The organism is Sorangium sp. So ce204 (assembly GCF_051526795.1).
GTDB lineage: Bacteria > Myxococcota_A > Polyangia > Polyangiales > Polyangiaceae > Sorangium > Sorangium cellulosum_B.
The window spans coordinates 9801326-9827889 of the sequence record NZ_CP150317.1; the positions used below are offsets into that span (position 1 = coordinate 9801326).

Genomic DNA, 26564 nt, shown 5'->3' on the forward strand with positions numbered 1-26564 from the left:
CCGCACGGCCATTCGAGGGAAATCCGCCGCGGCGCCGCCGTGCTCTCCAACCCGGGTGCAGCCCGTCCACAATGTGCGGGCGTGAAGCTGATCTCGGAGCGCGCCGTGCCCGGCGTGCGCGGCGAACGGATCGGAGCAGGCGGCGTCGATCCTCATCTGGCCCCGCCATGGATTCGCCCGGCCAGGGTCGCCACGTGCGCCACCAGATCCGGTGGCTTCACCGGCTTGGCCAGGTGCATCTGGTATCCGGCCATGAGCGCCCGCGCGCGGTCCTCGGCGCGCGCGAAGGCGGTCAACGCCAGCGCCGGCACGCTCCCCCCACGCTCCTCCGGCAACTGCCGCACCTTCTGGATCAGCTCATACCCGCCCTCGTGCGGCATACCGATGTCGCTCACCAGGACCGTCGGCTGGTCCCGCTCCAGCTCCGCCAGCGCCTCCACGACCGAACCCGCCGTCCGCACCTCCGCCTGGCACTCCGTCAGTATCCGCAGGAGCAGCTCTCGCGTGTCCGGCTCGTCGTCCACCACGAGCACCCGCACCCCCTTCAGGCTCAAGAGCTCCCCGGCGCGGTGCCATGACGGCCGGCGCTGCGGCATCGACGGCGGCTCTCCTCTGGCCAGCGCCTCGGCGTTCTTGGCCGAAAGCGGCAGCGTCACCGTGAAGCTCGCCCCCAGGTCCTTCCCTGCGCTGGCCGCCTCCACGGTCCCCCCGTGCAGCCCCACCAGGTGCTGCACGATCGAGAGACCCAGACCCAGCCCGCCGTACTCGCGCGTGGTCGAGGCGTCTGCTTGCCGGAATTGCTCGAATACGTACGGCAAGAACTCCGGCGCGATGCCGATCCCCGTGTCGCTCACCGCGAGGCGCGCATACGACCCCTCGCGGCGCAGCGACACCTTCACCTGCCCGCCTTGCCGCGTGAACTTCATCGCGTTGCTGACCAGATTCCACACGATCTGCTGGAGGCGGTTCGGGTCCCCCATGACCTGTTCTCCGGCCGACTCGACGCTGAGATCGAGGCGGATCCCCTTCGCCTTCGCCGCCGGCTCCGCCGATTCCAGCAGCGTTTCGAGCATCTCGCCCAGATCGACCACCTCCACGTCGAGGCTCAGCCGCCCGCCGATGATGCGCGACATGTCGAGGAGATCGTCGATGAGCTTGGATTGCGCCCGCGCGTTCCGCTCGATCGTCCCGAGCGCCCGGCCCAGGATCTCGTCCGATGGGCCGCGCAGGCGGAGCAGCTGCGACCAGCCGAGGATCGCGGTGAGCGGCGTCCGCAGCTCGTGGCTCAAGAGCGCCAGGAACTCATCCTTCAGCCTCCCCGTACGCTCGAGATCCGCCCGCGCCGCCTGCTCCCGAGAGAGGAGCACCTCCCGCTCCGCCTCGGTCCGCTTTCGATCGCTGATGTCCGTGGAGATCCCGCAGACCGCATACGCCCGGCCCGACTCGTCGAAGAGCGGACACTTGATCGCGATGTACGTGTGGAGCCCATCGTCGTGGGGCACGATCTCTTCCATCTCCAGCGGCCCCCCGGCCGCCACCACCTGCCGGTCGAAGGCGCGGAGCGCGTCGGCGCACTCCGCGGGGAACAAATCATAGTCGGTCTTGCCGGCGATCCACCGCGCGGTCACATGGAACAGCTCTTCGTAGCGGCGGTTGATCATCAAATACCGTCCTTCGAGGTCCTTGACGAAGATGACCGCCGTGGAATTGTCGATGATGGCCTGAAGCAGGCGCTGGCTCTCGCGCAAAGCGACCTCCGCGCGCCGGCGCTCGGCGTTCTCCGCCTCGAGGGCGGCGTTCGAGCTCGCCAGCTCGGCCGTGCGCTCTCGCACCCGTTGCTCGAGCTCCTGGTGAGCACGCAGGAGCTGCGCGTTCTTCGCCTCGAGCTCCTTCTGCGCCTCGCGCAAGCTCAAATGCGTCCTGATCCGCGCGAGCACCTCCTCGATCTCGAACGGTTTGGTGATGTAATCGACGCCGCCCGCCTCGAACCCCACGAGCTTGTCCGCCACCTCTCCGAGGCAGGTCATGAAGATGACCGGGATGTCTCGGGTGCCCTCGGCCGCCTTCAGGCGCCGGCAGGTCTCGAACCCGTCGATCCCGGGCATCACCACGTCCAGCAGGATCAGGTCGGGTTTCATGAGGCTGGCTCGCTTCAGGGCCGCCTCCGCGTCCTCGGCGGCGAGCGCCTGATGACCCGCGGATTCCAGATGATCCACCAGCAGGGCCAGGTTCGTGGGCATGTCGTCCACGATGAGGATCGTGGGCTCACGAGCGCCGGGCGCGGAGGCTCTGCTCATGATCGCCGACCGTCGGCCGCCACCTGGCCTGCCGCGGCGTGCTCCTCGACGAACTCCTGCAGCTTCCGCATCTGGTACGTCCGCGCCAGCGTCTGGAGCTGATCGAGCCAGGGGCCGAGCCGCGGCTCGACTTGCTGCATCCGCTCCGCCTCCGCCAGCACCTTCCGGATACGGCCCGACGCCACCAGCCGCGACAGCAGCGAGAGCTGTTCGGCCGAGGGCGGCGCCAGCGCGTCATCCCCCTTCACCACCGCGGGGGCGGCGGCGTTCACCGGTTCATGCGTCCATTCCACGCGCAGAAAACGCGCGATCTTCTCGAAGAGCAGGCTGGCATGCACCGGCTTCGGCAAGAAATCGTCCCAGCCGGCGTGGGCCCCCTTCGGCTGTTCGGCGGCGGTGACGTTCGCCGACGAGGCCAGGATCACCACCCCGTCGAGCTCGGGCATCTGCCGCAGGCGGCGCGTGGTCTCATAGCCGTCCAGGCCTGGCATGGCCAGGTCCATCAGGATCAGCGCCGGCCTGTGCTCCAGGGCGAGCCGCAGCGCGGATTCGCCGCTGTCGGCCTCGACGAGGTCGAAGCCGATGGGGACCAGCAGATCGCAGAACAAGGCGCGGTTGCGAGGGTTGTCGTCCACGACGAGGACCTTGCGGCGCTCGCCGCGATACCCGGTGATCGTGGCCCACGCCGGGGCCTCGTCGGCGGCCGCGGGAGAGGGCGCCTCGGCGAGCGCGAGCGTCACCGTGAACGCGCTGCCTTTGCCGAGCTCGCTCTCGACATGGATGGTCCCGCCCAGCTGCTCGATGATCCTCTTGCTGATGGCGAGGCCGAGCCCCGTGCCCTCGCTCTTCACCCGCTGGTCTCCCACCTGCTCGAAGGGCTCGAAGATGCGCGCGAGGTGCTCCGGGGCGATGCCGGTGCCCGTGTCCTCGATCCGGAAGCGCACGTCGCGCGGACCAGCTCCTCCCTCATCAAGAACGTCGACGAGCAGGGTGACCGCGCCGCGCTCGGTGAATTTGATGGCGTTGCCGAGCAGGTTCAGGAGCACCTGCGTCAAGCGCTTCTCGTCCGCGTGCACGGCGGCGAGCGCCGGGCCCCGCACCTCGTGGGTGAAGGCGATGCCCCTCTGCTCGGCGCGCACGCCGCAGAGATCCACCACGTTGCGCACGAAGGAGGGAAAGTCGAACCTCCGGGGGACGAGCTCCATCTTGCCCGCCTCGATCTTCGCCAGGTCCAGGAGGTCGTTGAGCAACGCCAGCAGGTGCTCGCCCGATCTCTTCACGATCTGCACCCCTTCGCGGCTCTTCGGCGAGAGCTCGGGCGCTCGCATGAGGAACTGGGCGTATCCCAGGATGCCATTGAGGGGCGTGCGCAGCTCGTGGCTCATGCTCGAGAGGAAATCGCTCTTCGCGCGATTGGCGCGGTCGGCCGCCTCCTTGGCGATCCGCAGCTCCGCCGTCCGCTCCTGGATCTTGACCTCCTGGTCCCGGTACAGCACGGCGTTCTCGACGGCGATCGCCGCCTGCGAGGCGAGCACCGACAGGAGCTCCACGCGCGCCGGAGGGAACGCCGACGGCACGTCGCGGTGCTCCAGGTACAGCACGCCCACCACGTGGCCCCGATGCGTCAAGGGCAGCGCCAGCAGCGAGAGCACCGCGTGCAATGTCAGGTACGGGTCGCCGGCGAAGCGCGCGTCGGACCGCGCGTCGCCCGTCACCACCGGCTCGCCCGTGCGGGCCGCATATTGCACCACCGCCACCGGCACGTCGTGGCTCTGCCCGAGGGGCTCCGACAGGCCCGCCTCGATGCGGGTCCCCTCCACCCATAAACGAGCGACGACCGAGAGCGCCTCCCCTTCGCTGAGCACCAGGGCGCCGCGCTGCGCCCCCGCGTTCTCCAGCGTGAGCTCCATCAGCCGTCCGACCACGCGCCCCGGGTCGAGCTCGCCCGAGAGCGCCTGCGCCGCGCGCACCGCCGTCTTCACGTCGAAATGCGCGCCCGTGGACCCGCCCGTGGTCGTGGTGGTCGCCGTCACGGTCGTGCGCTCGGAGGCCGACTCGTGCATGGACGCCTTGAGCACGGCGGGATACCTCGCGCCCAGATGGGCGACCACAGCGTCAGCACCCCAGCGCGCGTAGGCCTCGCGCGCCTCGCGCAGGTACATCGCCCCGACGTGGCCCTTGCCCTCCTCCAGCCGAGACTCGGCGGCGAGCTGGGCTGCCAGGGCCTCGATGTGCAGGAAGCGGTGCTCGCGGGCCAGCTCGATGGCCTCGTCGTATCTGGCCGCTGCCTCGTCGCGCTTGCCCAGGACGCGGGCGTATTCCGCCTCGCCGAGGCGCAGCTTGTGGAGGAAATTGGCCTCGCAGCCTTCGGTGAAGTAGCGCAATCGCGCGAGGCTGCGCTCGATGTGCTGCCGCAGCCGCGCCCGTTCCTCGTCCGTGACGGCGTCGGGCCAGCGCTTCGCCGCCGCGAGCGCGAGAAAGAGCGCGATGTCCGTCACCATCGGGATGCCGAGGAGGTCCGCCTGGAATTGCTCCGCCTCCCGCATCCTCGACAGCGCCCGCTCCCACTTCCCGACGGCGCAGAACAGATACCCTTCCAGCGTACGAGCGAACCCTCCGGTGTACCTGTCCCCGTCGGCAAGGAGAGAGCGAGAACCTCGCGGCAACGGCTCCTCCTCCAGGAGGCGCCCTTCGCCGTCAGGGGACATCAAGACCTCGCAAAAGGACGCGACAAGCTCGAAGTGGTGTCGCCCCACGGCGTCCCCCGCGCGCTGCACCAGCTCCCAGCGCGCCTTGTGCTGCGCGTCGACCTGGCCGAGCGGCAGGCCGCGCCACAGCCGGTAGTAGAGCAAGTCGCACAGGAGCCCCCAGCTCGTGCCTTGAAACGACCCGATCTTCAGGCCGGCCGCGATGGCTTGCTCATAGACGGGGGACGCTTCATCGATGGGCCTCGAGTGGCCGAGGTAGATCCCCTTGAGCGCGAGGCACTCGGGCAGCATCGCGGAGCCCACGCGCTCTGCGGCGCGCACCCCGGGCGTGAGCCAGCGCATGGTGCGGCGGTACATGCCCGTCGCCACCGACCACGCGTTGGCGAAGCTGCAGATCATGAGGGTGGCGGCGGGCGTGAGCGCGTCCCGCCGTATCGCCTCGGACACGATGCGGGCGATGACGAGCGAATACAGCATCGGCCGGCCACCGTAGATCGCGCAGAGCTGCGCCTGCGTCATCAGGGCATCGATGAGCCGGTGCTCCAGCGACGGATCGACCTGCATTCGATCGAACCCGTCCGGCTCGCGATCGAGCCATCGATCCAGCGCGGTGGACTCGCGCAGGAGCGCGACCTGGCACGCCTCGTCCGTGTCGGGGAACGTGATGCCCTGCTTCGCGAGGGCGGCCATCCCGAGCCCGATTCCCCGCGTGTACTGGCCCGTGGCGACGCAGCAGCGCGTGCGGATCTCCTGCGCCGAGAGCCAGGCGACCTCCGGCAGAGGCCTTTCCAGCAAGGCGAGCGCCCGCGCCTCGACGTCGTCGAACTCCCGCAGCAGATAGGCGGCCTCCAGGCGCTCGAGCCCGATCTCCACCGACAGCGCGCGCTCCTGCTCCCAGGCCCGCTCGCCGAGGAGCGCCTGGGCGCTGTCCAGCAGGTTGGTCATCAACCGGTACGAGCTCGCCGCCATCGCGGCGCGCGCTGCTTCCAGGTTCAGCCGCGCGAGCTCCTTGCGCTCCTCCACGGACTCGAGCCGCGCCGCGCCCAGGTTCAGGTGCCGCACGAGCTCCAGGAATTGCTGGGCCGTCCCCCCCTCGGCGTGATGGCGCGCCTCTAGCCGGCGGCCGATCTCGAGGTGCGCGAGCACCCGCTGCTCCGGCGAGATCCGCTCGTAACTCGCCTGCTGCACGCGGTCGTGCAGGAACCGGTAGGCGGCGTCCATCGCCGCCGCGCCGTAGGCGGCGTCCATCGCCGCCGCGCCGATGACCCCGAGCGCCTGCGCGGGGCGGTAGGCCCCATCGACCGGCACCACCAGCTCTGTGTCCAGCGCCGGCCATAACGCCCCTGTCACGCGGGCGCGCTCCCACCCGCTGAGCCGCTCCAGGTCGTGCAGATGGAACGTGTGGCCTGCGCAGGCCGCGAGCCCCAGGAGCTGCTGCGTCGGCTCGGGCATCTCACGCACCTTGTTCGTCAGGAGCGCCACCACGTTGTCGGTGACGCTCGCCTTCTCCAGCGACGATTGCTCCCACCGCCACGCCCCGGTCTCCGGGTCCCTCACCACCTGCTTCTGCCGGTGCAGGGAGAGCAGCAGCTGCTCCAGGAAGAAGGGGTTTCCACGGGTCTTGCGCGAGAGCACGCGCGCCAGCGGCTCCACCCGCGCGGGCTCGCTCTCCAGCGTCCGCGAGCACCACTTTTGCACCTGCTCTGCCGACAGGGGGCCCACCGTCATCCGCGAGACGTTGGCCTCGCTCTTTTCCACCGCCTCCACGAGCTTCCACAGCGGGTGCTCGGGCGGCGTCTCGTTATCGCGGTACGCCGCGATCACCAGCAGCGATTTGCGCTCCACGTCCGTCAGCAAGGTCTGCAGGATGATCAGCGTGGCGCTGTCGGCCCATTGCATGTCGTCCAGGAACATCACGAGCGGCGGGTTCGGCGCCGTGACGGCTCGCACGAAATTCAGCCACGTGAGCTTCTGCCGGTTGAGCACCTGCTCGCCCTCCACCGGCGGCACCGGCGGCAGCTTGCCCATGACCAGATCGAGCTCCGGCACGACGTCGGCGATGAGCCGCGCGTTGTCCCCGACCTCGCGCCGGATCCGCTCCTGCCAGGCCTCGAGCACCGCCTCCGAGCTGGAGAGCCATTGGCGCATCAGCGCCCCGAACGCTTGCGCCAGCGCCGCATAGGGCGTCGACCGCGCGAGCTGATCGTGCTTTCCCGCTATCAGGAGCCCGCGCCCCGCCTGCGCGATATCCCTGTAGACGGTGCGCACGAGCGCCGTCTTGCCGATGCCCGAGGGGCCGCCGACGAGCAGGAGCTCCGTCATGCCCTGCGCGGCGCGCGCAAACGACTCACCCACCCGCTCGACGTCGCGCTCCCGCCCCACGAGCACCTGCGGCAACCGGAGCTTGCGCGAGAAGTCCTTTCTTCCCAGGCCGAACGGCTCCACCGTGCCCCGCTCGTCCCATTGACGGAGGGCCTCCTCCAGATCCTCCGCCGCGCCGCGGGCCGTCTGGTAGCGCCGCTCGGGATCCTTGGCCAGGAGCTTCGCCACGATGGCCGCCACGGCCCTCGGCACCTCCGGGGCGACGGCATCGAGCGGAGGCGGGTCCTTGGCCAGGTGCGCGTGCACCAGCGAGAGCGGATCACGCTCCGTGAACGGCAGCCGCCCCGACGTCACCTCGAAGAGCGTCACCCCCAGCGAGTAAAGGTCCGTGCGCGTATCGAGCGCGCGCGCCGTGCGCCCCGTCTGCTCCGGGGAAATATAGACCAGCGTCCCCTCCAGGGCCTCGGGGATGCTCGCCTCGGTCGCCTCCTGGGACAGCAGCGAGGCGATGCCGAAGTCGAGCAGCGTGACCCTCTCGCACGCCTCGTCCACCAGCACGTTTTGCGGCTTGATGTCCTTGTGCATCACGCCGGCGGCGTGCACGCCCTCGAGCACCCGTGACAGGAGCCGGCCGAGCCGCAGCGCCGCCCCGACCGGCACGCGCCCCTGACTGGCGAGCAGGCGATCGAGCGACCCGAGGCCGGGATCCTCGAGCACCAGCGCCGCCGTGCCGCCCCGCTGCTCCAGCGCCCGCGCGCGCGCCACCCCGGGCACCTCGGCGAGCTGCATGAGCACCTGGTGCTCGTGGATCAGCCGCCCCATCACGCGCGGACTGGCCACCTCGGCCACCGGGATCTTGATTGCCACGCGCGCCCCCGAGGGGGCATGAACCGCGCGCCATACCCGCGTCTCGTTGCCGTCGTAGATTACCTTTTCCAGCGTGTAATCCCGCAGCTCCATCGTTGCCCCCCTCGCAGGGGCGCTGCTGTCGGAGCCTCATCGTAGTGTCGAGCAGGACGGAATGCGACCAGCGATCCTGCCTCTGGAATTTATTTCGGACGACCTCTGCTGCACGACGAGGCCGTGGTCGCCTCAGCGCTTCCCGGCGACCGAGCGGGTTCCTGCTGCACCCGGGCCGAGCGTCATGTGCATCGAGAGCTCGCGCCGACCGAAGAAGCCTCGGTTCGAGGAGGAGGATTCAGGAGATCGTCACGGCGCGAGGGTTCCCTGGGCCGCCGCTCTCTTCGCTTCTGCCTTCAGCTTCCTCAGGTGTCCGTGCAGGGTCTCGGAGTCGAGGCCGTGTAGCGTCAACCGGAAACCGGCGTCGAGCGTCGATCTGGGCACCATGGGATGATGGTTGTGCACCAGGGCGACAGGCAGCGGGTCGTTCAGGATCTTGCCGATGTAGAGCGCGATGATCTCGTCCAGCTGCAGCGAGTTGCTCGCCCGCCAGAAATGGTGGTCAGACAGGAACAGCGCATAGAGCGGCGTGTAGATCTCGATGGCGGTCTGCAGGTCGACGACATTCAGCCAGGTGTTCGGGAGGTCGTCGATGCTCGCGTCGTCGTCCGTGATGGCAGAGAGGTCGACCTCCTTCCGGGGCTCGATCTCACGCCCCTCTGCGCGAAGCTTCTCGTTCAGCTCGATGATGAAGTTGTAGAAGGTCAGATCGTGGACCGTGAACGTGTTGTTCAAGAGGTCCTCCAGCCTCCTGGTCCTCAGCGGCGTGGTCGTCTCGATATCGATGCCCGGGACGTTGTCCTCGATGAATTTCAAGATCTCCGTACCGATGGTGAAGTGACGTAGGATAAGATAATTGGCCTCCGGGGCGACGAAGAACCTCAGACCCCAGTAAATGGACCGGTGCAACAACCACGGAGACTGCCAGCTCGTCGGGACAAGAATCTTCATGAGCTTGATGCCGGAGATCGACAGGCGGGCGAACGGCCTGACGATCGGCATCACGACCCTGCGCGCGTAGCTGCGCTGGCTCTTCAGCAAGGCGGCCTTGGCCCTCTCGTCGATCGGCAAGGACCGGTCCAGGTACAAGGCCAGCCACGGATCGGGATCCCTGGGGTCGTGCTTCATCTTCCTGAAAAAGCCCTGAAAATCCATGTCAGTAGCTCCCGATCTCTTCGAGCTGGAGGCGGTAGAGTCGCGCGGTGATCCGGGCGGTCTTGAGGATTCTCGGCGCCATCCGCGGGAGGTTCAAGATGCCACAGCGGAGCGCCTCTTCCAGCTGGCCCAGGTGATCTTCGTCGGCCTTCGCGTGATAGAGATAGAAGCTGACCGCCTGCGCCTCCAGGCGAAGGGCGGACTGCACATGCTCGGCCCACTGGGCCGCGACCCGCTTGCCGAGGCCTTCGATGATGTACATGGCGCCGAGGAGATCGAAGGGGTTCGGCTGATCGGCTCGATGGAAGATCCAGGCAGACAGGGCCTCGCTGCCGATGTTCAGCTCGTGCCGCGCGAGCCCGGCCGGGTCGCCGCCGCTCTTCAGGTAATCCTGCTCCAGCATGAGGTAATCGCGATGCTCCGCGGCCGCGTGGCGGATGAAGCGCGAGCGCAGCTCGGCGAACTCGTGGCCGACGTTGGAGGCGGCGCGCGCGATCCAGAGCGCCCCGTTCATGACCTGCGCCCGGTGGTTCAGCAGGAGCTCGTGGTAATCGGCCAGGCGAACGCGACGATCGATCACGCGCCGCACGATCGGGATGTGATGCACCTGGGACTCGAAATCCAGCCAGATGGACGACAGCCCGCGCAGGACGGCCTGCGGTGAATCTTCGTCTCGAGGCGATGTACGTTCTGGAAGCATCCTGAACCTCCCTGGTGATGACGGCGGATCAGACGACCGTGAGCAGCATGAAGGCGATGACGCAGCGGCCGCTCTCCGGGATGAAGCCGAGGATCTGCTGGCCCGGCTGAAGATCCCGCTCCTCGATCAGCTGGTGCAGCATGAGGAGAATGGATGCGGCCCCCGTGTTCCCCTGGGAATAGAGGTTCGTGAACCAGCGAGCCTCGGGCACCATCGCCCCGGTCTTGGCGAGCAGCTTGACCATCTCTCCGCGGAGAGAGTGGGACGAGTAGTGCGCGAGGAAGTGGTCGATGGCTTCGGGCCTCAGACATCGCCGATCCACGAGCTCGAGGTAGTGCTTCGCCCACACGGGGAACATGCGGTAAAGCAGATCGAAGTCCTGCCTGAGGACGACGGCGCCCTGCTGCGCCGCGAGCGCAGGGCTGTCGTAGTGACTCCAGGGCTTCCTCTCACCCGCCCGGTTCCTGGAGGTGCCCGCGTACATGCAGGGGTCGAAGCGGTCGGCGTAGGAGCAGAGATCGATCCATTCCACCCTCAGGGAGCGGCGCCCCTCGTTCGGCCGGGACTCCAGGAGCCAGGCACCGGCCCCGTCGGAGAGGGTCCAGCGGAGGAACTCGGTCTCCATCAAGGCGGAGGAGTCCTCGCCTTCCTGCTCCCGACCGGCATAGAAGCCAGGGCGGAAGAAGCGGCTGGAGAACTCGGCGGCGCAGGCCACACCGCAGTCGTGCTCGCCCGCCTTCAGCTGGAGGTAGACGGACTTGAACGCCATCATGCTGCTGGCACAGACGCTCTGAAAGCTCGCGATCTCCATGGGCCTCAGGCCGAGCTCGCCGTGGACCGCGCTGCCAAAACCGGGGACGAGGAGGTCGCCCTGGGTGGTGGCCGCCGCCAGGAAGGAGAGCCTCTCCGCGGCGATCTCGCTGCGCGAAAGCGCGTCCCGGATCGCGCGAGCCGCCATGTCTGCGCTGCTGTGAAGGTGCACGCCTTCCGGTGTCAACGCATAATGACGTGTCTTGATGCCGTTCTGCCGAAGGACGAGGCGCCCGAGCCTGGAGCGTCTGTCGTTGATCTTGCCGATGTATTGCTCCATCTCCTCGGTGGGGACCGGTTTGCCAGGCAAAAAGGCGCCAGTGCTGGTGATGTAGACGGAACGATCCATGATCCCTCTCCGTGGCAGACATGGGCTTGGAGCTCGTCACGGCGGCCATCAATACTACCTTAGTCGCCCTCGCCGGGCCGAGGCATAACCATGTCGCGTCTCGCCGACCGCCGGCTTCGCCCGCCGGACGCTGGCCCGGTTTTCGCCTGTCCACAATCGCGGCCCGCGGCACCTCGCAGCGCCCAGGCGCGCTGAGGTGATTTCGTCGCGGGCGCATCCCGCATCCCTCGCCATCCTTGGTATGAAAGGGGGCCGCCAAGGATTCATCAGATCATGTCGGTCGCGTCCTCGCGCTCTCGCTCGCGCTCGCGCCCGTCTTGGCCGGAACCTGCGGGAGCATCGAGACCAGCGGCTTCTCGGCCATCGCCAGCCGGAACGGCCGGGAGGCGCGGTACCTCGGGGGCCTCAGGCCCGGAGCCGCCGCCGACTACCGCTGGCTCGCGAAGCACGGCGGCGTGCGATGGCTCTTTCTGACGCACCGGGACCATACGAACCACCACGCCGAGCTCGCCAGCCGCTTCCCGGGTTGCCGCCGCATCCTCGGCGCCGCGGACGTGAACCTCCGTGAGAACAAGTACATGCCCTCGACCGGCGACGTGGAGATCAAGCCCGGGAACGAGCTCGGCCCGCTCTCGCTCGAGGGGGAGTCGCTCTCGAGAGAGGCGGCCAAAGAGGCCGAGATCATGCTGTTGCCGCAGCCCGGGCACACGCCGGGCTCGTTATGCCTCCTGTACCGACGCCGCTTCCTGTTCACCGGCGATCACCTGAGCTACTCGCGCTTCCTGGGTCAGCTCGTGGCGCATCGATTGCAATGCTGGGAGGACTGGGAGCGCCAGATCCGCTGGGTGCGGTATCTGCTCGCGGCGGCCGAGGCCGGCTGGCTGAGGTTCGCGTGGGTGTTGCCGGGTCACGGGGAGTGGGCCCGCCTGCCGGGCGAGGGGAGCGCGGCCGAGACGGCCGCCGAGCTCCGCCGCGTCATCACGTCGATGGAGCAGAAGCCGAAGGGGCATACGCCGCTGGGCCGCTGGATCCTGTACGTTCAGAGCCGGATGGCGCCCGAGAAGACGCTCGGGCGCGCGGTGCGCGCGATCGGCGGCGGGAGCGACGCCTGGGTATTGCCGCGCGGCGCGCGGAGCTCGCTCACCGATTTCGATCCGGACGAGACGAGGGTCGCCCTGCGCCGGCTCTATGTCCTCGGCGCCGCCGCGCTTCTGGCCGCCGCCGGGACCGCATGGCTCACCGCGCGCCGGGACATGAGCGCCCTTTCTGGTCGCTCCTAGGACGCTAATCCCACGGCTTCTCCCCGTCAGCGGTTGTCCGCGCGCGTATCCAACTTCATCGAGCCGGCGATCTGCCTCGTTGTCACGTTGAACCGATTGAAGAGGTTGATCAGCCCGATGTGCAGGGTCAGCGCCGCGAGCGCCGGCTCGTCGTAATGCCGCGCGGCCTCCTCCCAGACGGCGTCGGGCACCGGATCCGCGCGGTCGCTGAGCCTCGTCGCGGCCTCGGCGAGCGCGAGCGCGGCGCGCTCCGCCTCGGTGAAATAGGGCGTCTCGCGCCACGCCGCCACGGCGAACATGCGCTCGTCGGTCTCGCCCGTCTTCTTCATCTCGCGCGCGCCTATGTCGACGCAGAAGCCGCACCCGTTGATCTGGCTCACCCGCAGGTGGACGAGCTCGAGCGTCCGCGCCGGCACGCCGCTCTTCTTCACCGCGCCGATCAGGGCGTAGATCGGCTGCATGACGTCGGGGATGACCATCGCGGGGTTCTTCATCCGTGCTTTCAGCATGTTCGTGCTCCTCCCGAGGCGTTCGGGTGTGCTCGCCAACCGTGACGAGGCGCTGAACGTCCGTTCGCGTCGTCACATCGGCTAGAGTTCGTCCGTCACAGCCATGACGAAGCACGACGAGGGAGTGTGACCGATGGATGAAAATAGTTGGCTGGCCGAGCGGTTCGAGGCCCACCGGGCCCATCTGCAGGCCGTGGCGTACCGGATGCTCGGCTCCCTGAGCGAGGCGGAGGACGCCGTGCAGGAGTCCTGGCTCCACCTGAGCCGCGCCGACACGAGCGGCGTCGAGAACCTGGGCGGGTGGCTGACGACGGTCGTGGCGCGGGTGTGCCTCGACATGCTGCGCTCGCGCAAGGCGCGGCGCGAGGACCCGATGGCCGCGCCCGACCCCGCCGCGGACCGCGAGGCCGGGACCGACCCCGAGCGCGAGGCGGTGCTGGCCGACTCCGTCGGCCTCGCGCTGCTCGTGGTGCTCGACACGCTGACCCCCGCCGAGCGGCTCGCCTTCGTGCTGCACGACCTGTTCGCGGTGCCCTTCGAGGAGATCGCCGCCATCGTGGGCCGCTCCCCGGCCGCGGCGAGGCAGCTCGCGAGCCGCGCCCGCCGCCGCGTGCAGGGCGCGCCCCCGTCCCCGGACGCCGACGTGGGCCGCCAGCGCGAGGTCGTCGACGCCTTCATCGCGGCCATGCGCGGCGGCGACTTCGATGCGCTCGTGGCGATCCTCGATCCGGACGTCGTGATCCACACCGACGCCACGGCCAAGCCCCCGGCCGGGAGCGAGGTCCGCGGCGCGCGCGCCTGGGCCAAGCAGGCGATCCCCGCCGCGCGCGGCGCCAGGTTCGCCCGCCCCGCCCTCGTGGACGGCACGGTGGGCATCGTCGTCGCCCCGCAGGGGCGGCTCTTCCGGGTGCTCCGCTTCACCCTCGCGCAGGGCAAGATCGCCCGGATCGACGTCGTGGGCGACCGCGAGCAGCTCCGCGATCTCGACCTGTTGGTCCTCGACGACGGACCGCAGCTGGAGATCTAGACAAGCCCTCTCTGGATGAAGCGCGCTCCTCGGAGGCGTGCTCACCTCATCCACTCAGTAAGGTGTTCCGTCCTTGTGCGTGTAGACGTACTCGCCGCCCACCTTGCGGAAGGCGAGATCCTCGTCGGGATACTCGACACCGTCTTCGGGATCGCGGTTGCTGATCTCGAGGTAACGCGCTGGCGCGGCGCTGCGGTTGACGAAGTGATGCCCGTTGCGCGCGCCGGCCGGAAAGCCCGCGCATTGACCCGCCGTGAGCACCTGCTCGCCGTCGTCCGTGCGCAGCACCACCTCGCCCTCCAGCACGAAGACGAGCTCGTCCTCGTCAGAGTGGTAGTGCCGCAGCGCCGACTCCTTGCCCGGGAAGAGCGTGGTGAGGTTGACGCCGATCTTCGTCAGGCCGAGCGCGTCGCCGAGCGCGCGCTTCTCGCGCGGCGTGACGCGCGCGGGAAACGGCTCGGGGTACGTCGAGCCGGTGCGGGGCTCGAGATCGCTGGGGTTCAGGGCAGGGCGTTCGAGGGGCATGATCATCTCCGAGCAAAGCGGCCGCGCTCAGCGGCCGCGCGGTGTGGGCACGAGCGTGGAGGCGAACCTCGCCGGGTTCAAGGGGGGCGGGCACCGGCATCCGAGCCCGTCCGCGCCCCCGCCCCCTCCCCGAGGCGCGCTCCCCCCGTCCCGCTCGCCCCGATCGAATCAGCACGCGCCCCCTCCGAATCGTCCTACCCCCGCTCCAGCCGCGTCGTCAGGAGCCGCTGAGACGCTCCTTGGCGCGCGAACTCACGAACATCGCTCCGTCACGCGCCAGCACCGACAGCACCGCGGCGGTGGCTCGCGGGTGGTCCGCGACGGCGTAGCGGACATGCGCGTTCTCGTCGGTGGCGCGCCGCTCCAGGATATCGAGCGGACAGTCCGCGCGCCATACGATGTGACGGCGCACGACGAAGTCTGGGTCGTGTTCGAGGTCGAGCAGCAGGGACAGTGGACAGGCCTCGTTTCTGCCAACGAGCAAGCGCACATACGAGTCGGGGTCGCGCGCGAGCTGCGACAGCATGCGCTCGGTCGTGCTCGGATTCTGCGCGACGGCGCCACGGACGAAGAGGTCGGCGGAGTCGGCCAGCTGGACGAGGATATGCTCCGGTGTGAGCGGGTGCTTTCCGATCTCGCAGTGGTTGTCGCGCAGGGCGCTCGCGGTGACAAGGATGTCGGGCGTCACGCCTGGATGCGCGAACACGGCGCGACGCAACAGCTCGCTCGAGGCACGGCTCCATTGGCGCAGGCACGCTTCGGGACAATCGGGGCGCTTCACGAGCTCGAGCTTCACCCAGGTGTCGTCGTCGCTCGCAAGCACTTCGAACTGCTCGGCGCTCAGCGCGCGGCGCCGCGCCAGACGTCGACGAACACCCGAGAGCGGGTCGCGCAGCAGGCCCTGCAGGTGCGCGGCATCGAGCGCTTCGTGGGTTGCGAGCAGCAGACGCACGGCGGGCGGCGGACTGTCTGTGATCTGGGGGTAAAACGCGGCGGGGAAGTCCGGCCGTCGCAAGAGCGCGAGCAAGACGCGTTCATTCCGATCAGCGAGCAGCTCGGGCATCCTCGCGTCGTCCCAAGGCAGCGACGCGGCGGCGATGGCGCGATAAGAAGCCAGTCGGTGCTGCGCGAAGGCACGCAGTGTGTCGAGCGAGAGACCCATGCGCGTCTCGGCGACGAGCCGCACGGCTGCGTCGGCGTCGTGACGGAAGCGTTCGAGCCAGTCGCGCGGACACTCGCGATGCGAAGCGACGGCGCGGCGTGCCTGGCCTCCGAGCTCGGCGAACTCGGCGAGCACGGAAGCGGCCACCGGCTCGTTGCGCGAGATTCGCGCGAGGTCTTCGCCAAAGTGACGCGGAATCGCCGCGGCGTGTCTCGCGATCGCGCGCACGTTGCCGTCGCCGTCGGTCCAGAGCAAGCGGCGGAGCGGCTCGTCACAGCCTGGATGGGCGGCGACAGCGCACCGGACGGCGCGCGAGGCGTCACGCGCGAGCTGCGCGAGGACCTCGCGAGGAGCGCCCGTGCGGCGGGCGAGGGCGCGACGAACGTTGATGGCCTGGTCGGTGGCGAGTGAGAGCAGCGTCGCGAGCGGCGTGCGCGGGTGCAGCCCCGCCTTGATGCGCAGACTTTCGCTGGGGGAGCGCGCAAGCGCTTGCAGATCCTCGGCGCTGAGCTCTGCTGTCCGTCGCTTCATTCACAGGGATATCTAGCAGCCCCCCCGCGCCAGCACAGGTCCATCCCGCGCAGGCCCTGTCCCTTCGCGCCACGCGGCCGAAGCCAACTCAGAATCTGGCCCCCACGGCGAGACGGAGCGTCGCGAGCTTGCCCTGCTCCAGGCCGAACCCGAGCGGCTCGTCCAGCGCCACGAGCAGCCCGGCCCGGAAGTACAGGCCCGACGCGGGTGGCTCCACCCCGACGAAGGGCTCGGCCGCGAGCTGCATCTTGTCGGTCTGTGTGAGCGGGAACGCGGCCTGGAGCCGCGCGCCGACCCCGAACCCGCCCACGCTGCGCAGCTCCGCCTCGTTGCTCTGCTCGATGAAGAACTCGGTCTCGCCGCCGCCCGTGGGGATGGCGAACATCGCCACGAGATCGCTCCGCACATAGAGCGCCTCGATCGGGCGCAGCTCGATGCCGCCGCGGGCCCGCAGCGGGACGTGCTCCAGGAGCGCCCGCTGCGTGTCGAAGTACCCCCGCACGGCCAGCGCCGCCGCCGCGGCCGCCTTCGTGTCGTCGGACGGATCCTGCGTGATGGGGATGGAGGCCGAGAGCCCGCCGACGAGCATCAGCATGGTAGAAATGTTCCCGGCGTAGTGAAGTCCTATCGAGGGATTGCCGAAGAAGAACCCCTCGAGCTCCGGCGCGACGGTCGCGGCGTCGCCCTCCGCCGGTTCGGACGTGCTCGCCTGGCTGCTCCCGTACGCAAACGGCAGCTCTGCGTCGAGGTGGAGCCCCCCGATGAGCTTGATCTGGGCGACCGCCGCGAAGGACGCCACGAAGGAGTTCCCCTCCCACGCGCCGCTCGCCCCGTCGCTGCTCACGGTCTCCCAGTCGGGGAGGTTCGCCTCGATGGTGCTGGTGAGCACGTCCGCCTCCACGCCGAGACGGAAGCCGTAGGACTTCGCCCACTGCGCTTCCGTGACGGTTTCCTCGGCGAGGGCTGGCGGGGTGAACGAGAGCAGGAGGGAGAGGGCGGCAAGGGACAAAGCAAGCTGGCGCATGCGGACAGCGTATCTTTTTTTCCGTCCGGGGCCATCCAGCGGGACGATGGCACAGGCAGCCCGGAGGGGAGGCAGCCGCTTGCCGGGCGCTCAGCTGTAGACCCCCTGCACGTACTCGGTCAGCATCTTGATCTCGGCCTCTTGCTCGCGGCTCACCCAGTGCACGAGGTCGCCGATCGAGATCATCCCGATCACCCGCCCGTCCTGGACCACGGGAAGGTGGCGGCAGCGTCGCTCGGTCATGACCGCCATGGCCTGCCGCGCCGGCGTGCTCGGCTCGACGCAGACGACGCCGCACGTCATCACCTCCGCGACGGGCGTGTCCGCCGGATCGCGCCGGGCCAGGATCACCCGCGTCATCACGTCCCGCTCGCTGATGATCCCGCTCGGCGATCCGTCGCTGCTCACGAGCAGCGCGCCCACGCGCCGCACGCACATCGACTGCACGGCCTCGAAGACGGTTGCGTCCGGCGAGATGGTGTAGACGTTCCGACCCTTCCTGTTGAGGATTTCGCCAATGCTATCCATGGTCATCCCCTTCCTGAGGGAATGATGACAAAAAAATCGCGCGTGCAGCGTGCTCATGCGCGATTTTTTGGCTTCTTTTCACCTGGACGCCTCGCTTCCCGCGCTTCACGGCCGGGCTCGCCTTGGCGTGGAGAGCGCGGCCGGGCTGAGGCGGACGCCGTTTGTTGCATGGATATTTCAGACCGAGGGCATCGCTCTTTTCGACCAACCGGAATCGAACCGAAATCGAAGAGGCCCTCTCCGGCCTACCCGCCGGGGGGAGCTCTCAGTAAGCAAACGTGCAGGTGTTGCCGGCTCCGCACTCCTTGGAGGTGACCGCCGCGACGACCTGGGACGCCGGCATCGGCGTGTAGCGGTACGGGATCTCGAAGACGGTGCCCCTCGAGTCGTTCAAGTCGTCGCCGGTCCCCTGGTTGCCAATCCCCTTCCAGCCTCGTGGACTGCCCATGTCCGTCCAGATCGACCTGTTCTCATCATAGACGCAGTTCTCGGCGATGAGCGCCATGTCCTTGCCCACGCCGTGGATCTGGCTGCCGCCGGTCTTGTGGTAGTTGTTGAGCATGTGGACGTTGCCGTACCGCCCGCGAGGCTGGCGTGAATCGACGCGCTCGCCCCAGTGGCTGTTCATGTACGTGATGCGCAGCTTGCCCTGGCTCGCCGGTTCGTCGTCGCTGCCGGCGATCAGGTTCGAGAACCGGTGCTCCTTGTCGTATGTATAGTAGAAGCGCGACCAGGAGACGGTGACGTAGTCGGCTCCCTGGGTGATGTCGCAGTTGCCGTCCTGGCCGTCGGAGATGTCCAGATGGTCCAGCCAGACGTGGTGCGCGCCGTTCCCCGTGTAGACGGCGTCTGCGCCGGCCTTGCACTCGTCGTAGCTGGCGCAGCGCGCGCCCCGCACGGCGAGGTTGCGGAGGATGATGTTGTTCACGCCGGCGCCGCTCATCCGGATGTTGCCGGTGATGGTCACGCCGGGGCCGATGCCGATGATCGTCTTGTTGGCGCCCGGCGCGAGCGTCCCGCTGTAGTTCCCGGGCTTCACGAGGATGATCGCCGGGGTCGAGCCCTTCGCCGCGTCCTGGAGCTCGCTCATCGAGTCCACCGTGATGGCCGAGCTCAGATCCGTGCCGCCGCCGGTCGTGCCGCCAGCGACGCTCGCGAAGCCCGGAACGGGATCCGTGATGTGGAGGTCCCCAACCGGGGTCGACCCGCCGGTACCCTCACCACCGGCGCCCGCTCCACCCGTGTCCCCTCCACCAGCGCCCGCTCCACCCGTATCCCCGCCGCCAGCGCCCGCGTCACCCCAGCCGGCCGCGCCCCCGGTGACGCCGCCCGTTGCGCCGGTCGTGGCTCCGGCGCCGCCTGCTCCACCCGTTGTGGTACCGGAACCGCCCGTCGCCGTCGCCCCGCCGCCGCTGGTCGTCGCCCCCGCGCCGGAGGTTCCTCCAGAGCTCGCGCCTGCGCCGGGCGTGACGTCGGGATCCGTCGAGCTGCAAGCGATCAGCAAGCCGAGAATCGAGAAGGAGGCGAGTCGATACGCGTGGGGCATGGTTCCTCTGCGGGTGATGGAAGCCAAGCTTCTTTCCCTCAGGTTGCGCGGCGCCCCCGCCAGCCGTCACAAATCGCCGGGACGCTCCCGGACCGCGATCCTCGTCGAATCCTGAGGCGGAGCTCGGCCTTCGCGGCCAGGGGGCCGCGGGGCTCACCGTCGCCTTGCCGCTGCTCGCGGGCGGGCGCGGGCGCGTCGGCACTCCTGGCTGGTGGTGCGCGTGGGCCCGCTGGACGTGACAGGGGGAGGCTCGAAGCGCGGCCCCATCCGTGCACCTGCCATCATGATCGGCCTCGTGCGGCCAGAGCGTCTGCGGCGCCGACTACCAGTTCTATGACTGCGTACAGGGACAGTGGGTCGCCGCCGGCATCGCGTGCGCAGGCTCGTGCCAGTGTACGGGCGGCACGGACTACCTCGGCAACCCCGTGTCGGCCTCGTGCGGACAGAGCGTCTGCGGCGCCGACTACCAGTTCTATGACTGCGTACAGGGGCAGTGGGTCGCCACCGGCGACGCGTGCGGCGGGAGTGGAGGCTAGCACCACAGAGCGAGAGTACACAGGGAGACGGGGAGGAGAGAGATAGGAGACTGTCCGGTTCTCCCGATGTCGCACTGAAGACGGTAACCAACGTGAACGTGAACGTGAACGTGAACGTGAACGTGAACGTGAACGTGAACGTGAACGTGAACGTGAACGTGAACGTGAACGTGAACGTGAACGTGAACGTGAACGTGAACGTGAACGTGGTCGTGGTCGTGGTCGTCGACGACACGATCGTAGACGTGGACGTTCCGTCCGGTACCGTGGTCGACGATTGTCGCAACATCGAGCTCCTCGCGTGCTGACGGATTTGGCTGCTCAGCTGCGTCGAGCAGCGCTTTCCATTCTGCTCGACATCGCGGAAGGCGGAGGAACGCCGGAGCGAGACGTTCACGTTCACGACCTAGCCGTTGACGACCACGACCACGACCACGACCACGTTCACGACCACGTTCACGACCACGACGGCGTTGGTGACTGCTGGGGGCGCGGCTTGGGGGCCTGAACGCGCTTGGTTAACACCAATGCCGCGCCCCCTCCCCTCACCGCTCCACGCGGTCGAGCCACGCCCGCGCGTCCTTCTCCAGCAGCGGATCCCCGAGCCGCACCGACAGCTCCAGAAGGTCCTCGAACTCCCGCCGCGCCAGCGCGTCATTGCGCGCGTTCTTCAGCAGCATCGCCGCCGCCCAGCGGCCCTGCAGCACGTCGTGCCAGTAGCCCTGCTCCTCCGCCCGCGCGATGAGCGCCTGCAGCCGCTCCCGCGCGTCCCCCGCCCCCGCCACCCCGTCCAGGTACGCCAGGTACATCCGGTTCGAGGCGGCCACCCGATCGTACCCCGCCTCGTCCGCCCGCTCCAGCGACTCGGCGAAGAGCGACCGCGCCCGCTCGTGCTCGCCCAGCCGCACACACGCGTACGCCAGGTTGTGAAGGTTCACAACCCCGTCAAACCGCAGCCCTAGCGCCCGGTCCAGCGCGATCGCGCGCTCGCACGCCGCCGCCGCGGCCCGGAAATCCCCCGCGTAGAGCTCGATCGTCACGAGCAGCTTCGCCCGCACCGCCTCCGCGACCCGATCGCCCGGGGCGGCCGCCTCCCAGCGCGACAGCGCCTCCAGCGCCCCGGCCCGATCCCCCGAGGTCGCCCGCGCCAGCACGACCGACTGGAGCGCCCGCGGATCGTCCAGCGGCCCGAGCGCGGCGAGGTCGAGCGCGGCCCGCCGCGCGCGCGCGAGCTGCCCCTGGAGGCACGAGACCTCCACGTCCACCGTCAGCGCCTCCTGCAGGAGCTCGCGGCGCCCCACCGCCATCTCGACAACGTCGTCGAGCAGGTCGTGCGACAGCCGGAACAGGTTGGTCGCCCCGAGCGCGCGCGCGAGCTCGATGCGCAGCTTCACCCGGAGCTCCAGCGAGCCGACCGCATCGACGCGCGCGAGGATGCGGTCCGACGCCGCCGGCAGCGACGGCGCGCGGCGCGCGTGGCCGACCGCCTTCGAGAGGATCTCCACCCACCGGGCGAGCTCGTCGGGATTGCGCCGCGCGACGTCCGCGAGCTCGAACGCCCGCGTCATCGCGGCGATCGCCGCGTCGAACTCGCCGCGGCGCACGCGGACCCCCGCCGCGCGCGCCAGGTGCCCCGCCGCGCCGTCCGCGTTCCCGAGCGAGAGCGCCCCGTCCACGGCGCGGCCGAGGTGGCAGTCGACCAGCGCGAGCACCGCCGGATCGTCCCCGCCCACGCGCTCCAGCCACTCGGCCGCGAGCCAGTGGCCGAGCGCCCGATCCGCGTCCGTCAGCATCTCGTAGGCCGCGTCCCGCACGAGCGCGTGGCGGAACGCGAACTCCGGCTCCCCGCGGAACATCGACTCCGGCCGCGGCTCGAGGAGCTCCCGCTTCTCGAGCGTCAAGAGCCACGACTCGAGCTGCGGCACCTGCGCGCCCCCGCCGAGCATCGCCTCCAGACCGCCCCGCCAGAACACCTCGCCCATCACCGCCCCGGCCCGGAGCACCCGGCGCGCCTCGGGCTCGAGCGCCGCGATCCGCGACTGCATCATCGCGAGCACCGTCTCCGGCACCTCCCCCGCCCGCCTGTCCGCCGTCGCGCGCACGAGCTCCTCGAGGAAGAACGCGTTGCCCGCCGACCGGTCGACGAGCGCCGCGAGCTCGGCCTCCGGCGGCGCGTCGCCGAGGACCTCCCGCACGATCCGCTCGCACGCGCGGCGCGACAGCTCCCCGAGCCGCATCTCCGTCGCCTCGCGATCCTCCCACAGGCCCGGGAACGCCTCGCGCACCCCGGGGCGCGCCAGCGCCAGCACCATGAGCGGCTGGTGCCGCAGTAACCGGAGCGCCGCGTCGAGCGTGTCCACCGTCGCGCGATCGCAGAAGTGCAGGTCGTCCAGCACGATCAGCACCGGCCGCGCGTCGCACTCGGCCCGCAGGAAATCGAGCCACGCCCGCCGCGCCTGCTCCTCCATCACCGCGCGATCCTGCCGCGCCGCGCGCAGCGCCGGGCTCTCCGGGAACGGCGCGCCGATGAGCTCGCCGAGCAGCTCCGTCACCCGCTCCCGCGCGGCCTCGCCGACGTGCCGCGCGACCCGCGCCGCGAGCTTCTCCCGCCGCGCCTCCGCGGGCTCGTCGTCGAGCAGGCCCGCCGCGCGCCGCACCGTCTGCGCGAGCAGCCCGAGCGGCGCCGCGCCGCACATCGGATCGCCGTGCGCGCGCCACACGGTGACCGGCTCGCTGCGCGCCTCGACCCGCCGGAGCAGCTCGTGCGCGAGGCGCGACTTGCCGACGCCCGCCCCGGCCGTGACCAGCACCACGCGCGCCACCCCCTCGGTCGCGCACTCGTCGAGCACGTCCTCCAGCGCCCGGAGCTCCCGCTCGCGCCCCACGCAGGTCGTGAGCTTCCCGAGCACCTTGCGCCCGCCGTCCTGCGGCTCGCGCGCGCCGAGCAGCGTGGGGCCCTGGCTGCCCGCCGCGATCTCGAAGCGATCGCCGAGCAGCGCGGCCGTCATCTGATCGATGAGCACCGGCCGGCCCGACGACGGATCCTCCGCGGCGTGGCGGACCCGCGCGTCGAGCAGCGCGCCCGTGCGGTCGATGACCTGCCCCACCGCCTGCGTCCCGGCGATGACGTCCCAGCCCGTCGCCAGCGCCACCCACGCCCCGGGCAGCAGCGCGTGGATCGAGAGCGCGCAGCGGGCGGCCTTGCCGGCGAGATCGGTCGGCGAGCCCGCGCCGGCGACGACCGCGGCGACCGAGCCGTCGGCGAGCACCTCCAGGACCGCGCCGTGCGCCTGCGCGGCCTGCCGGACCTCGTGGAACGGCGTGGTCGGCGGCGGCGCGGGCCGGGGCCTCGCCGGCGGCGCCGGCGCGAGCAGGCCCTCGGGCAGCGCGTCCTTGCTGCCGGAGACGACGGTCGCGTGGTGCCCCGACAGCATCGTGTCGCTCGCCCGCTCAGGGCCCGCGATCGCCTGCGGGCGGGCCGACGGTGGGCCGCGCCTGCCGGCGCTCATCTCGGCGGCGAGCACGACGCTGACGAGCCGCCGCTCGCTCTTCGTCAGCGCGGGCGTCGGCAGGCCGTTGCCCGTGGACATGTTGCCCTCCACGACGCTCAGCATCCGGAGCTCGGCGGCGACCTCGCCCGCGTCCGCGGGGCGCTCCGCGGGGTTCTTCGCGAGCAGCCGGGCCACGAGCAGGTCGAGCGGCGGCGGGATGTTCGGGCAGAAGGTGCTCGGGCGCGGCGCGGCCTCGAAGAGCACCTTGGCGAGGACGGACAGCGGGTGCTGGGCGACGAACGGCGAGCGCCCGGTGAGGCACTCGAACAGGAGGCACCCGATCGAGTAGAGGTCGGCGCGCGCGTCGACGTCGACGTCGCCGCGGACGCGCTCCGGCGCCATGTAAGCCGGCGTGCCGATCGCCGATCCGGTGAGGGTGAGCTCGTACGTCGCGTCGGCCTGGCGCGCGATGCCGAAGTCGATGAGCTTCGCGCTCCCGATGTCGCCGCCGGGCAGGAACACGTTGGTCGGCTTGAGGTCGCGGTGCACGATGCCGCGCGCGTGGACGGCGGCGAGCGCCTCGGCGACGCGGCCGACGAGCATCAGGCTGTGCTCGATCCCGAGCGGCCCGCGCGACAGCCGCGCGCCGAGGTCCTCGCCCTCGAGCCACTCCATGGCGAGGTAGTAGAGCCCGTCCGCCGTGACGCCGTGGTCGATGTAGCGAGCGACGACGGGGTGCTCGAGCTCGGCGAGCAGGCGCGCCTCCCGCTGGAAGCGCACGACGTGCTCCCTGCCCTGGTTGAAGATCACCTTGAGCGCGACCACGTGGCCGCTCTGCCGGTCGAGCGCCCGCCACACCGCGCCCATCCCGCCGGAGCCCGCGAGGCGTTCCAGCTGGAAGCGGTTGGCGAGGACGTGACCTGAATGCATGGCGCAAGTATCGGTGTGCAGACCTCCGCGGTCCAGGCGGCCGGGGCGCGCGTGGACCGCGAACCGTGGGCCCACCGCCCACGCGGAGCGCGAGGATACTCATCCCGCGGCGCGGCTACGAGCCTCGAAGGCCCGCGGGCGCAGCCGCCGGGCCGGCGGGAGCGGCGGGAGCGCGGCCGCGGCCCGCCCTCGCCGGCCGGCGGGGCCGCTCACGCCCGCGCGAGCGCGCCTGTCGCGCCCGCAGGGGCGCGCTCGCAGGGGCGCGCGGCCTCGCGCCGCCGGCGCCGCCGCGGCGGAGACCTCAGCTGGCGAGGCGCTCGATCCGCGCGTCGACCTCGCGCTCGGCGTTCAGCCAGTCTTCAACGGGGTTGTTCCGGAAGCCGGCCCTCTCGGCATATCCATACGCCACCTTGGCGATCAGGCCGTGGCGCTCCTCGCGCGACAGCCGCGGGCGCGGAGGCGCGGCCTTCGGGGCGCCGGCGCTCGCGCGCTCTGCGGCGCGCTCCACGGCCGCAGAGGGCATCTCGACGGCGACGGGGGCAGAGACCGCGCTCTCGGGCTGCGCCGAGGCGACCGGGCTCGTTGCCCGGGTGGTCTTCGTGCGGGCCGGGGTCTTGCGCTTCGAGCTCATCTCGTCGTCTCTCCTTTCGGGTACACGGGTCGACTAACCCAGGTCCGCGCGTACGCACAAATTTTGAGCACGTAGTTCCTCGGCGCCCCCCCCGCCGCCGGTCGGGATCTCCCTTCCAAGAGACCGTGATTCGCGGTAGAGTCGATGTCGCTGACCGGGTGAGATCACCCGGCATGTGTCAGCCATCATCCCTCGTTGTTCGTCGCCGCCTCGTGGCCGACGTTCATCCGCCATCGTCCATCCATCGTCCATCTGTCGTTCCCACCGTCGTTCCCATTTTCGCTCATGGCGGCCCATCCCCGGTCGCCGCCTGCGCCGAGGAAAGCTCGGTAATCCAGACAACGGCAGGCGCGTCGCTCGCCGTCTGCCCATGAATCGAGGAGATGCGATGTGGAAGAAAGCGCGGCCCCTTCCCGGCGCACGGAACACCTCTGCTCGTCCGGCGGCGGGATGACGCGCGTCGTCTGGGTCGAGGACGACAGCGAGGTGCGGCTCATCGGCGCCTCGGAGCGCTGGGCGCGCGCGATGGAGCAGCTGCGCCGGCTCTCGGAGCACGAGCGCGCGCCGCTGCTCATCACGGGCGAGCCTGGCACGGGCAAGGAGCTCTGCGCGCGGCGCCTCCACGCTTCGAGCCCGCGCGCGGGCGGCCCCTTCGTCGCGGTGAGCGCGGCGCGGCTGCCGGCCGAGCGCCTCCGGGAGGAGCTCTTCGGCGTGGCGGCCGGGGCGGACGGGCGGCCGACGGCGCGCCCCGGGCTGCTCGAGCTCGCGCGGGGGGGCACGCTGTTCCTCGACGAGATCGGCGCGCTCCCGCTCGATCTCCAGCCCCGGCTCCTGGCCGTGCTCGACGGGGAGCCGCTCTGCCGGATCGGCGGCGGGGAGGCGCTTGTCGCGGACGTGCGGGTCATCGCCGCGACGAGCCAGGATCTCGCCGCGCGCGTCCTCGGGCGGTCGTTCCACGAGGCGCTCCACCGGCGCGTCGGCGGGCTCGCGCTCTCGCTCCCCCCGCTGCGCGAGCGCGACGGCGACGTGCGCAGGCTGGTCGAGCATTTCCTCCAGCGCCAGAGCGGCGCGACGGGGCTCGCGAGCGCCGGGGTCACCCCGCGCGCGCTCACGCAGCTCGAGGCGTACCCCTGGCCGGGGAACGTCCGCGAGCTCCGGGGCGTCGTCGAGCGCGCGTTCCTCCGAGCCCACGGGGCGCCGCTCGATCTGGAGCACCTGCCGCCGGAGATCGCGGCGCCGCGGCCGGCGAGCGCTCCGCCGCGCTCGGGCCCGCCGGGCGCGCCGCGGCCGTCGCCGCCCGCGCGCGGCAGCGCGTCGCTCGGGGAGGCCGTGCGCCGCCACATCCTCGCGGTCTACGCGGCTCAGAACGGCAACGTGACCCGCACGGCGAGCGCGCTCGGGATCACGCGGGTCTCCCTCCGCCGGCACCTGCGCCAGTACCTCGCCGCGGACGCGCGCGACAAGGAGCCGCTGAGCGATCGCTAGAGCGACGGACGGGCTGAAGCCGCGCGCAAACAGCGAGAAGTTGGGACGCCAGAAGACG

Annotated in this window: 17 protein-coding genes; 4 read left to right on the plus strand and 13 right to left on the minus strand. The window is 70.4% G+C overall.

Annotation, left to right across the window (positions count from 1 at the left end; genetic code table 11):
- Window positions 1–152: 152 nt before the first annotated feature.
- The 5 genes from WMF22_RS36795 to WMF22_RS36815 all read right to left on the minus strand — a co-directional run bounded on the left by WMF22_RS36795 (window position 153) and on the right by WMF22_RS36815 (window position 11301).
- Window positions 153–2297, minus strand: coding sequence for a response regulator (locus WMF22_RS36795; RefSeq protein WP_438032781.1), 2145 nt, complete (start codon window positions 2295–2297; stop codon window positions 153–155).
- Complete coding sequence (locus WMF22_RS36800; RefSeq protein ID WP_438032782.1) at window positions 2294–8287, minus strand: AAA family ATPase; 5994 nt, start codon at window positions 8285–8287, stop codon at window positions 2294–2296. The genes WMF22_RS36795 and WMF22_RS36800 overlap by 4 nt, the downstream gene beginning before the upstream one ends.
- A 249-nt stretch (window positions 8288–8536) precedes the next feature.
- Window positions 8537–9415: a DUF6999 family protein gene (locus WMF22_RS36805; protein ID WP_438032783.1), complete on the minus strand. Its 879-nt coding sequence runs from the start codon at window positions 9413–9415 to the stop codon at window positions 8537–8539.
- A gap of 28 nt (window positions 9416–9443) precedes the next feature.
- Window positions 9444–10142, minus strand: coding sequence for an iron-containing redox enzyme family protein (locus tag WMF22_RS36810; RefSeq protein WP_437294604.1), 699 nt, complete (start codon window positions 10140–10142; stop codon window positions 9444–9446).
- Window positions 10143–10170: 28 nt separating this feature from the next.
- The gene (locus WMF22_RS36815; RefSeq protein ID WP_438032784.1) at window positions 10171–11301 is read right to left on the minus strand and encodes a beta-ketoacyl-ACP synthase III; all 1131 of its coding nucleotides are present in this window, start codon (window positions 11299–11301) and stop codon (window positions 10171–10173) included.
- 317 nt (window positions 11302–11618) lie between these two features.
- Here WMF22_RS36815 and WMF22_RS36820 point away from each other — a divergent pair, with 317 nt between their 5' ends.
- Window positions 11619–12581 (plus strand): hypothetical protein, encoded by a 963-nt coding sequence (locus tag WMF22_RS36820; RefSeq protein ID WP_438032785.1) that lies wholly within the window; start codon window positions 11619–11621, stop codon window positions 12579–12581.
- A gap of 26 nt (window positions 12582–12607) precedes the next feature.
- Here WMF22_RS36820 and WMF22_RS36825 read toward each other — a convergent pair whose 3' ends face one another.
- Window positions 12608–13087 carry a carboxymuconolactone decarboxylase family protein gene (locus WMF22_RS36825; RefSeq protein WP_437301657.1) on the minus strand — a complete coding sequence of 160 codons (480 nt, stop codon included), beginning with the start codon at window positions 13085–13087 and terminating at the stop codon, window positions 12608–12610.
- Window positions 13088–13223: 136 nt separating this feature from the next.
- On the opposite strand from WMF22_RS36825, the gene WMF22_RS36830 reads away from it, so the two are divergent.
- On the plus strand, window positions 13224–14117 hold the full coding sequence (locus WMF22_RS36830) for a sigma-70 family RNA polymerase sigma factor (RefSeq protein WP_438032786.1): 894 nt from the start codon (window positions 13224–13226) through the stop codon (window positions 14115–14117).
- A 54-nt stretch (window positions 14118–14171) separates the two neighbouring features.
- Here the strand turns inward: WMF22_RS36830 and WMF22_RS36835 are convergent, their stop codons facing one another.
- The 5 genes from WMF22_RS36835 to WMF22_RS36855 form a co-directional block, all read right to left on the minus strand.
- Window positions 14172–14642, minus strand: a complete 471-nt coding sequence (locus WMF22_RS36835) for a cupin domain-containing protein (protein WP_437294608.1) — start codon at window positions 14640–14642, stop codon at window positions 14172–14174.
- 217 nt (window positions 14643–14859) lie between these two features.
- A complete protein-coding gene (locus WMF22_RS36840) occupies window positions 14860–16335 on the minus strand; it encodes a hypothetical protein (RefSeq protein WP_438032787.1) in 1476 nt (491 codons plus the stop codon).
- A gap of 88 nt (window positions 16336–16423) precedes the next feature.
- Window positions 16424–17359 carry a hypothetical protein gene (locus WMF22_RS36845; RefSeq protein WP_438032788.1) on the minus strand — a complete coding sequence of 312 codons (936 nt, stop codon included), beginning with the start codon at window positions 17357–17359 and terminating at the stop codon, window positions 16424–16426.
- Between the two features lie 90 nt (window positions 17360–17449).
- Window positions 17450–17887, minus strand: a complete 438-nt coding sequence (locus tag WMF22_RS36850; protein WP_437294611.1) for a CBS domain-containing protein — start codon at window positions 17885–17887, stop codon at window positions 17450–17452.
- Window positions 17888–18152: 265 nt separating this feature from the next.
- Window positions 18153–19391 (minus strand): pectate lyase family protein, encoded by a 1239-nt coding sequence (locus tag WMF22_RS36855; protein WP_438032789.1) that lies wholly within the window; start codon window positions 19389–19391, stop codon window positions 18153–18155.
- Between the two features lie 670 nt (window positions 19392–20061).
- Between WMF22_RS36855 and WMF22_RS36860 the strand changes: the two genes are divergently transcribed.
- Window positions 20062–20277 carry a hypothetical protein gene (locus WMF22_RS36860; RefSeq protein ID WP_438032790.1) on the plus strand — a complete coding sequence of 72 codons (216 nt, stop codon included), beginning with the start codon at window positions 20062–20064 and terminating at the stop codon, window positions 20275–20277.
- 237 nt (window positions 20278–20514) lie between these two features.
- Here WMF22_RS36860 and WMF22_RS36865 read toward each other — a convergent pair whose 3' ends face one another.
- Together WMF22_RS36865 and WMF22_RS36870 are read right to left on the minus strand one after the other, a co-directional pair.
- Window positions 20515–24390 carry a protein kinase domain-containing protein gene (locus WMF22_RS36865; RefSeq protein WP_438032791.1) on the minus strand — a complete coding sequence of 1292 codons (3876 nt, stop codon included), beginning with the start codon at window positions 24388–24390 and terminating at the stop codon, window positions 20515–20517.
- Window positions 24391–24691: 301 nt separating this feature from the next.
- Window positions 24692–25021, minus strand: a complete 330-nt coding sequence (locus tag WMF22_RS36870) for a DUF2934 domain-containing protein (protein WP_438032792.1) — start codon at window positions 25019–25021, stop codon at window positions 24692–24694.
- Between the two features lie 390 nt (window positions 25022–25411).
- Here WMF22_RS36870 and WMF22_RS36875 point away from each other — a divergent pair, with 390 nt between their 5' ends.
- Window positions 25412–26506, plus strand: a complete 1095-nt coding sequence (locus WMF22_RS36875) for a sigma 54-interacting transcriptional regulator (RefSeq protein WP_438032793.1) — start codon at window positions 25412–25414, stop codon at window positions 26504–26506.
- Window positions 26507–26564 lie beyond the last annotated feature (58 nt).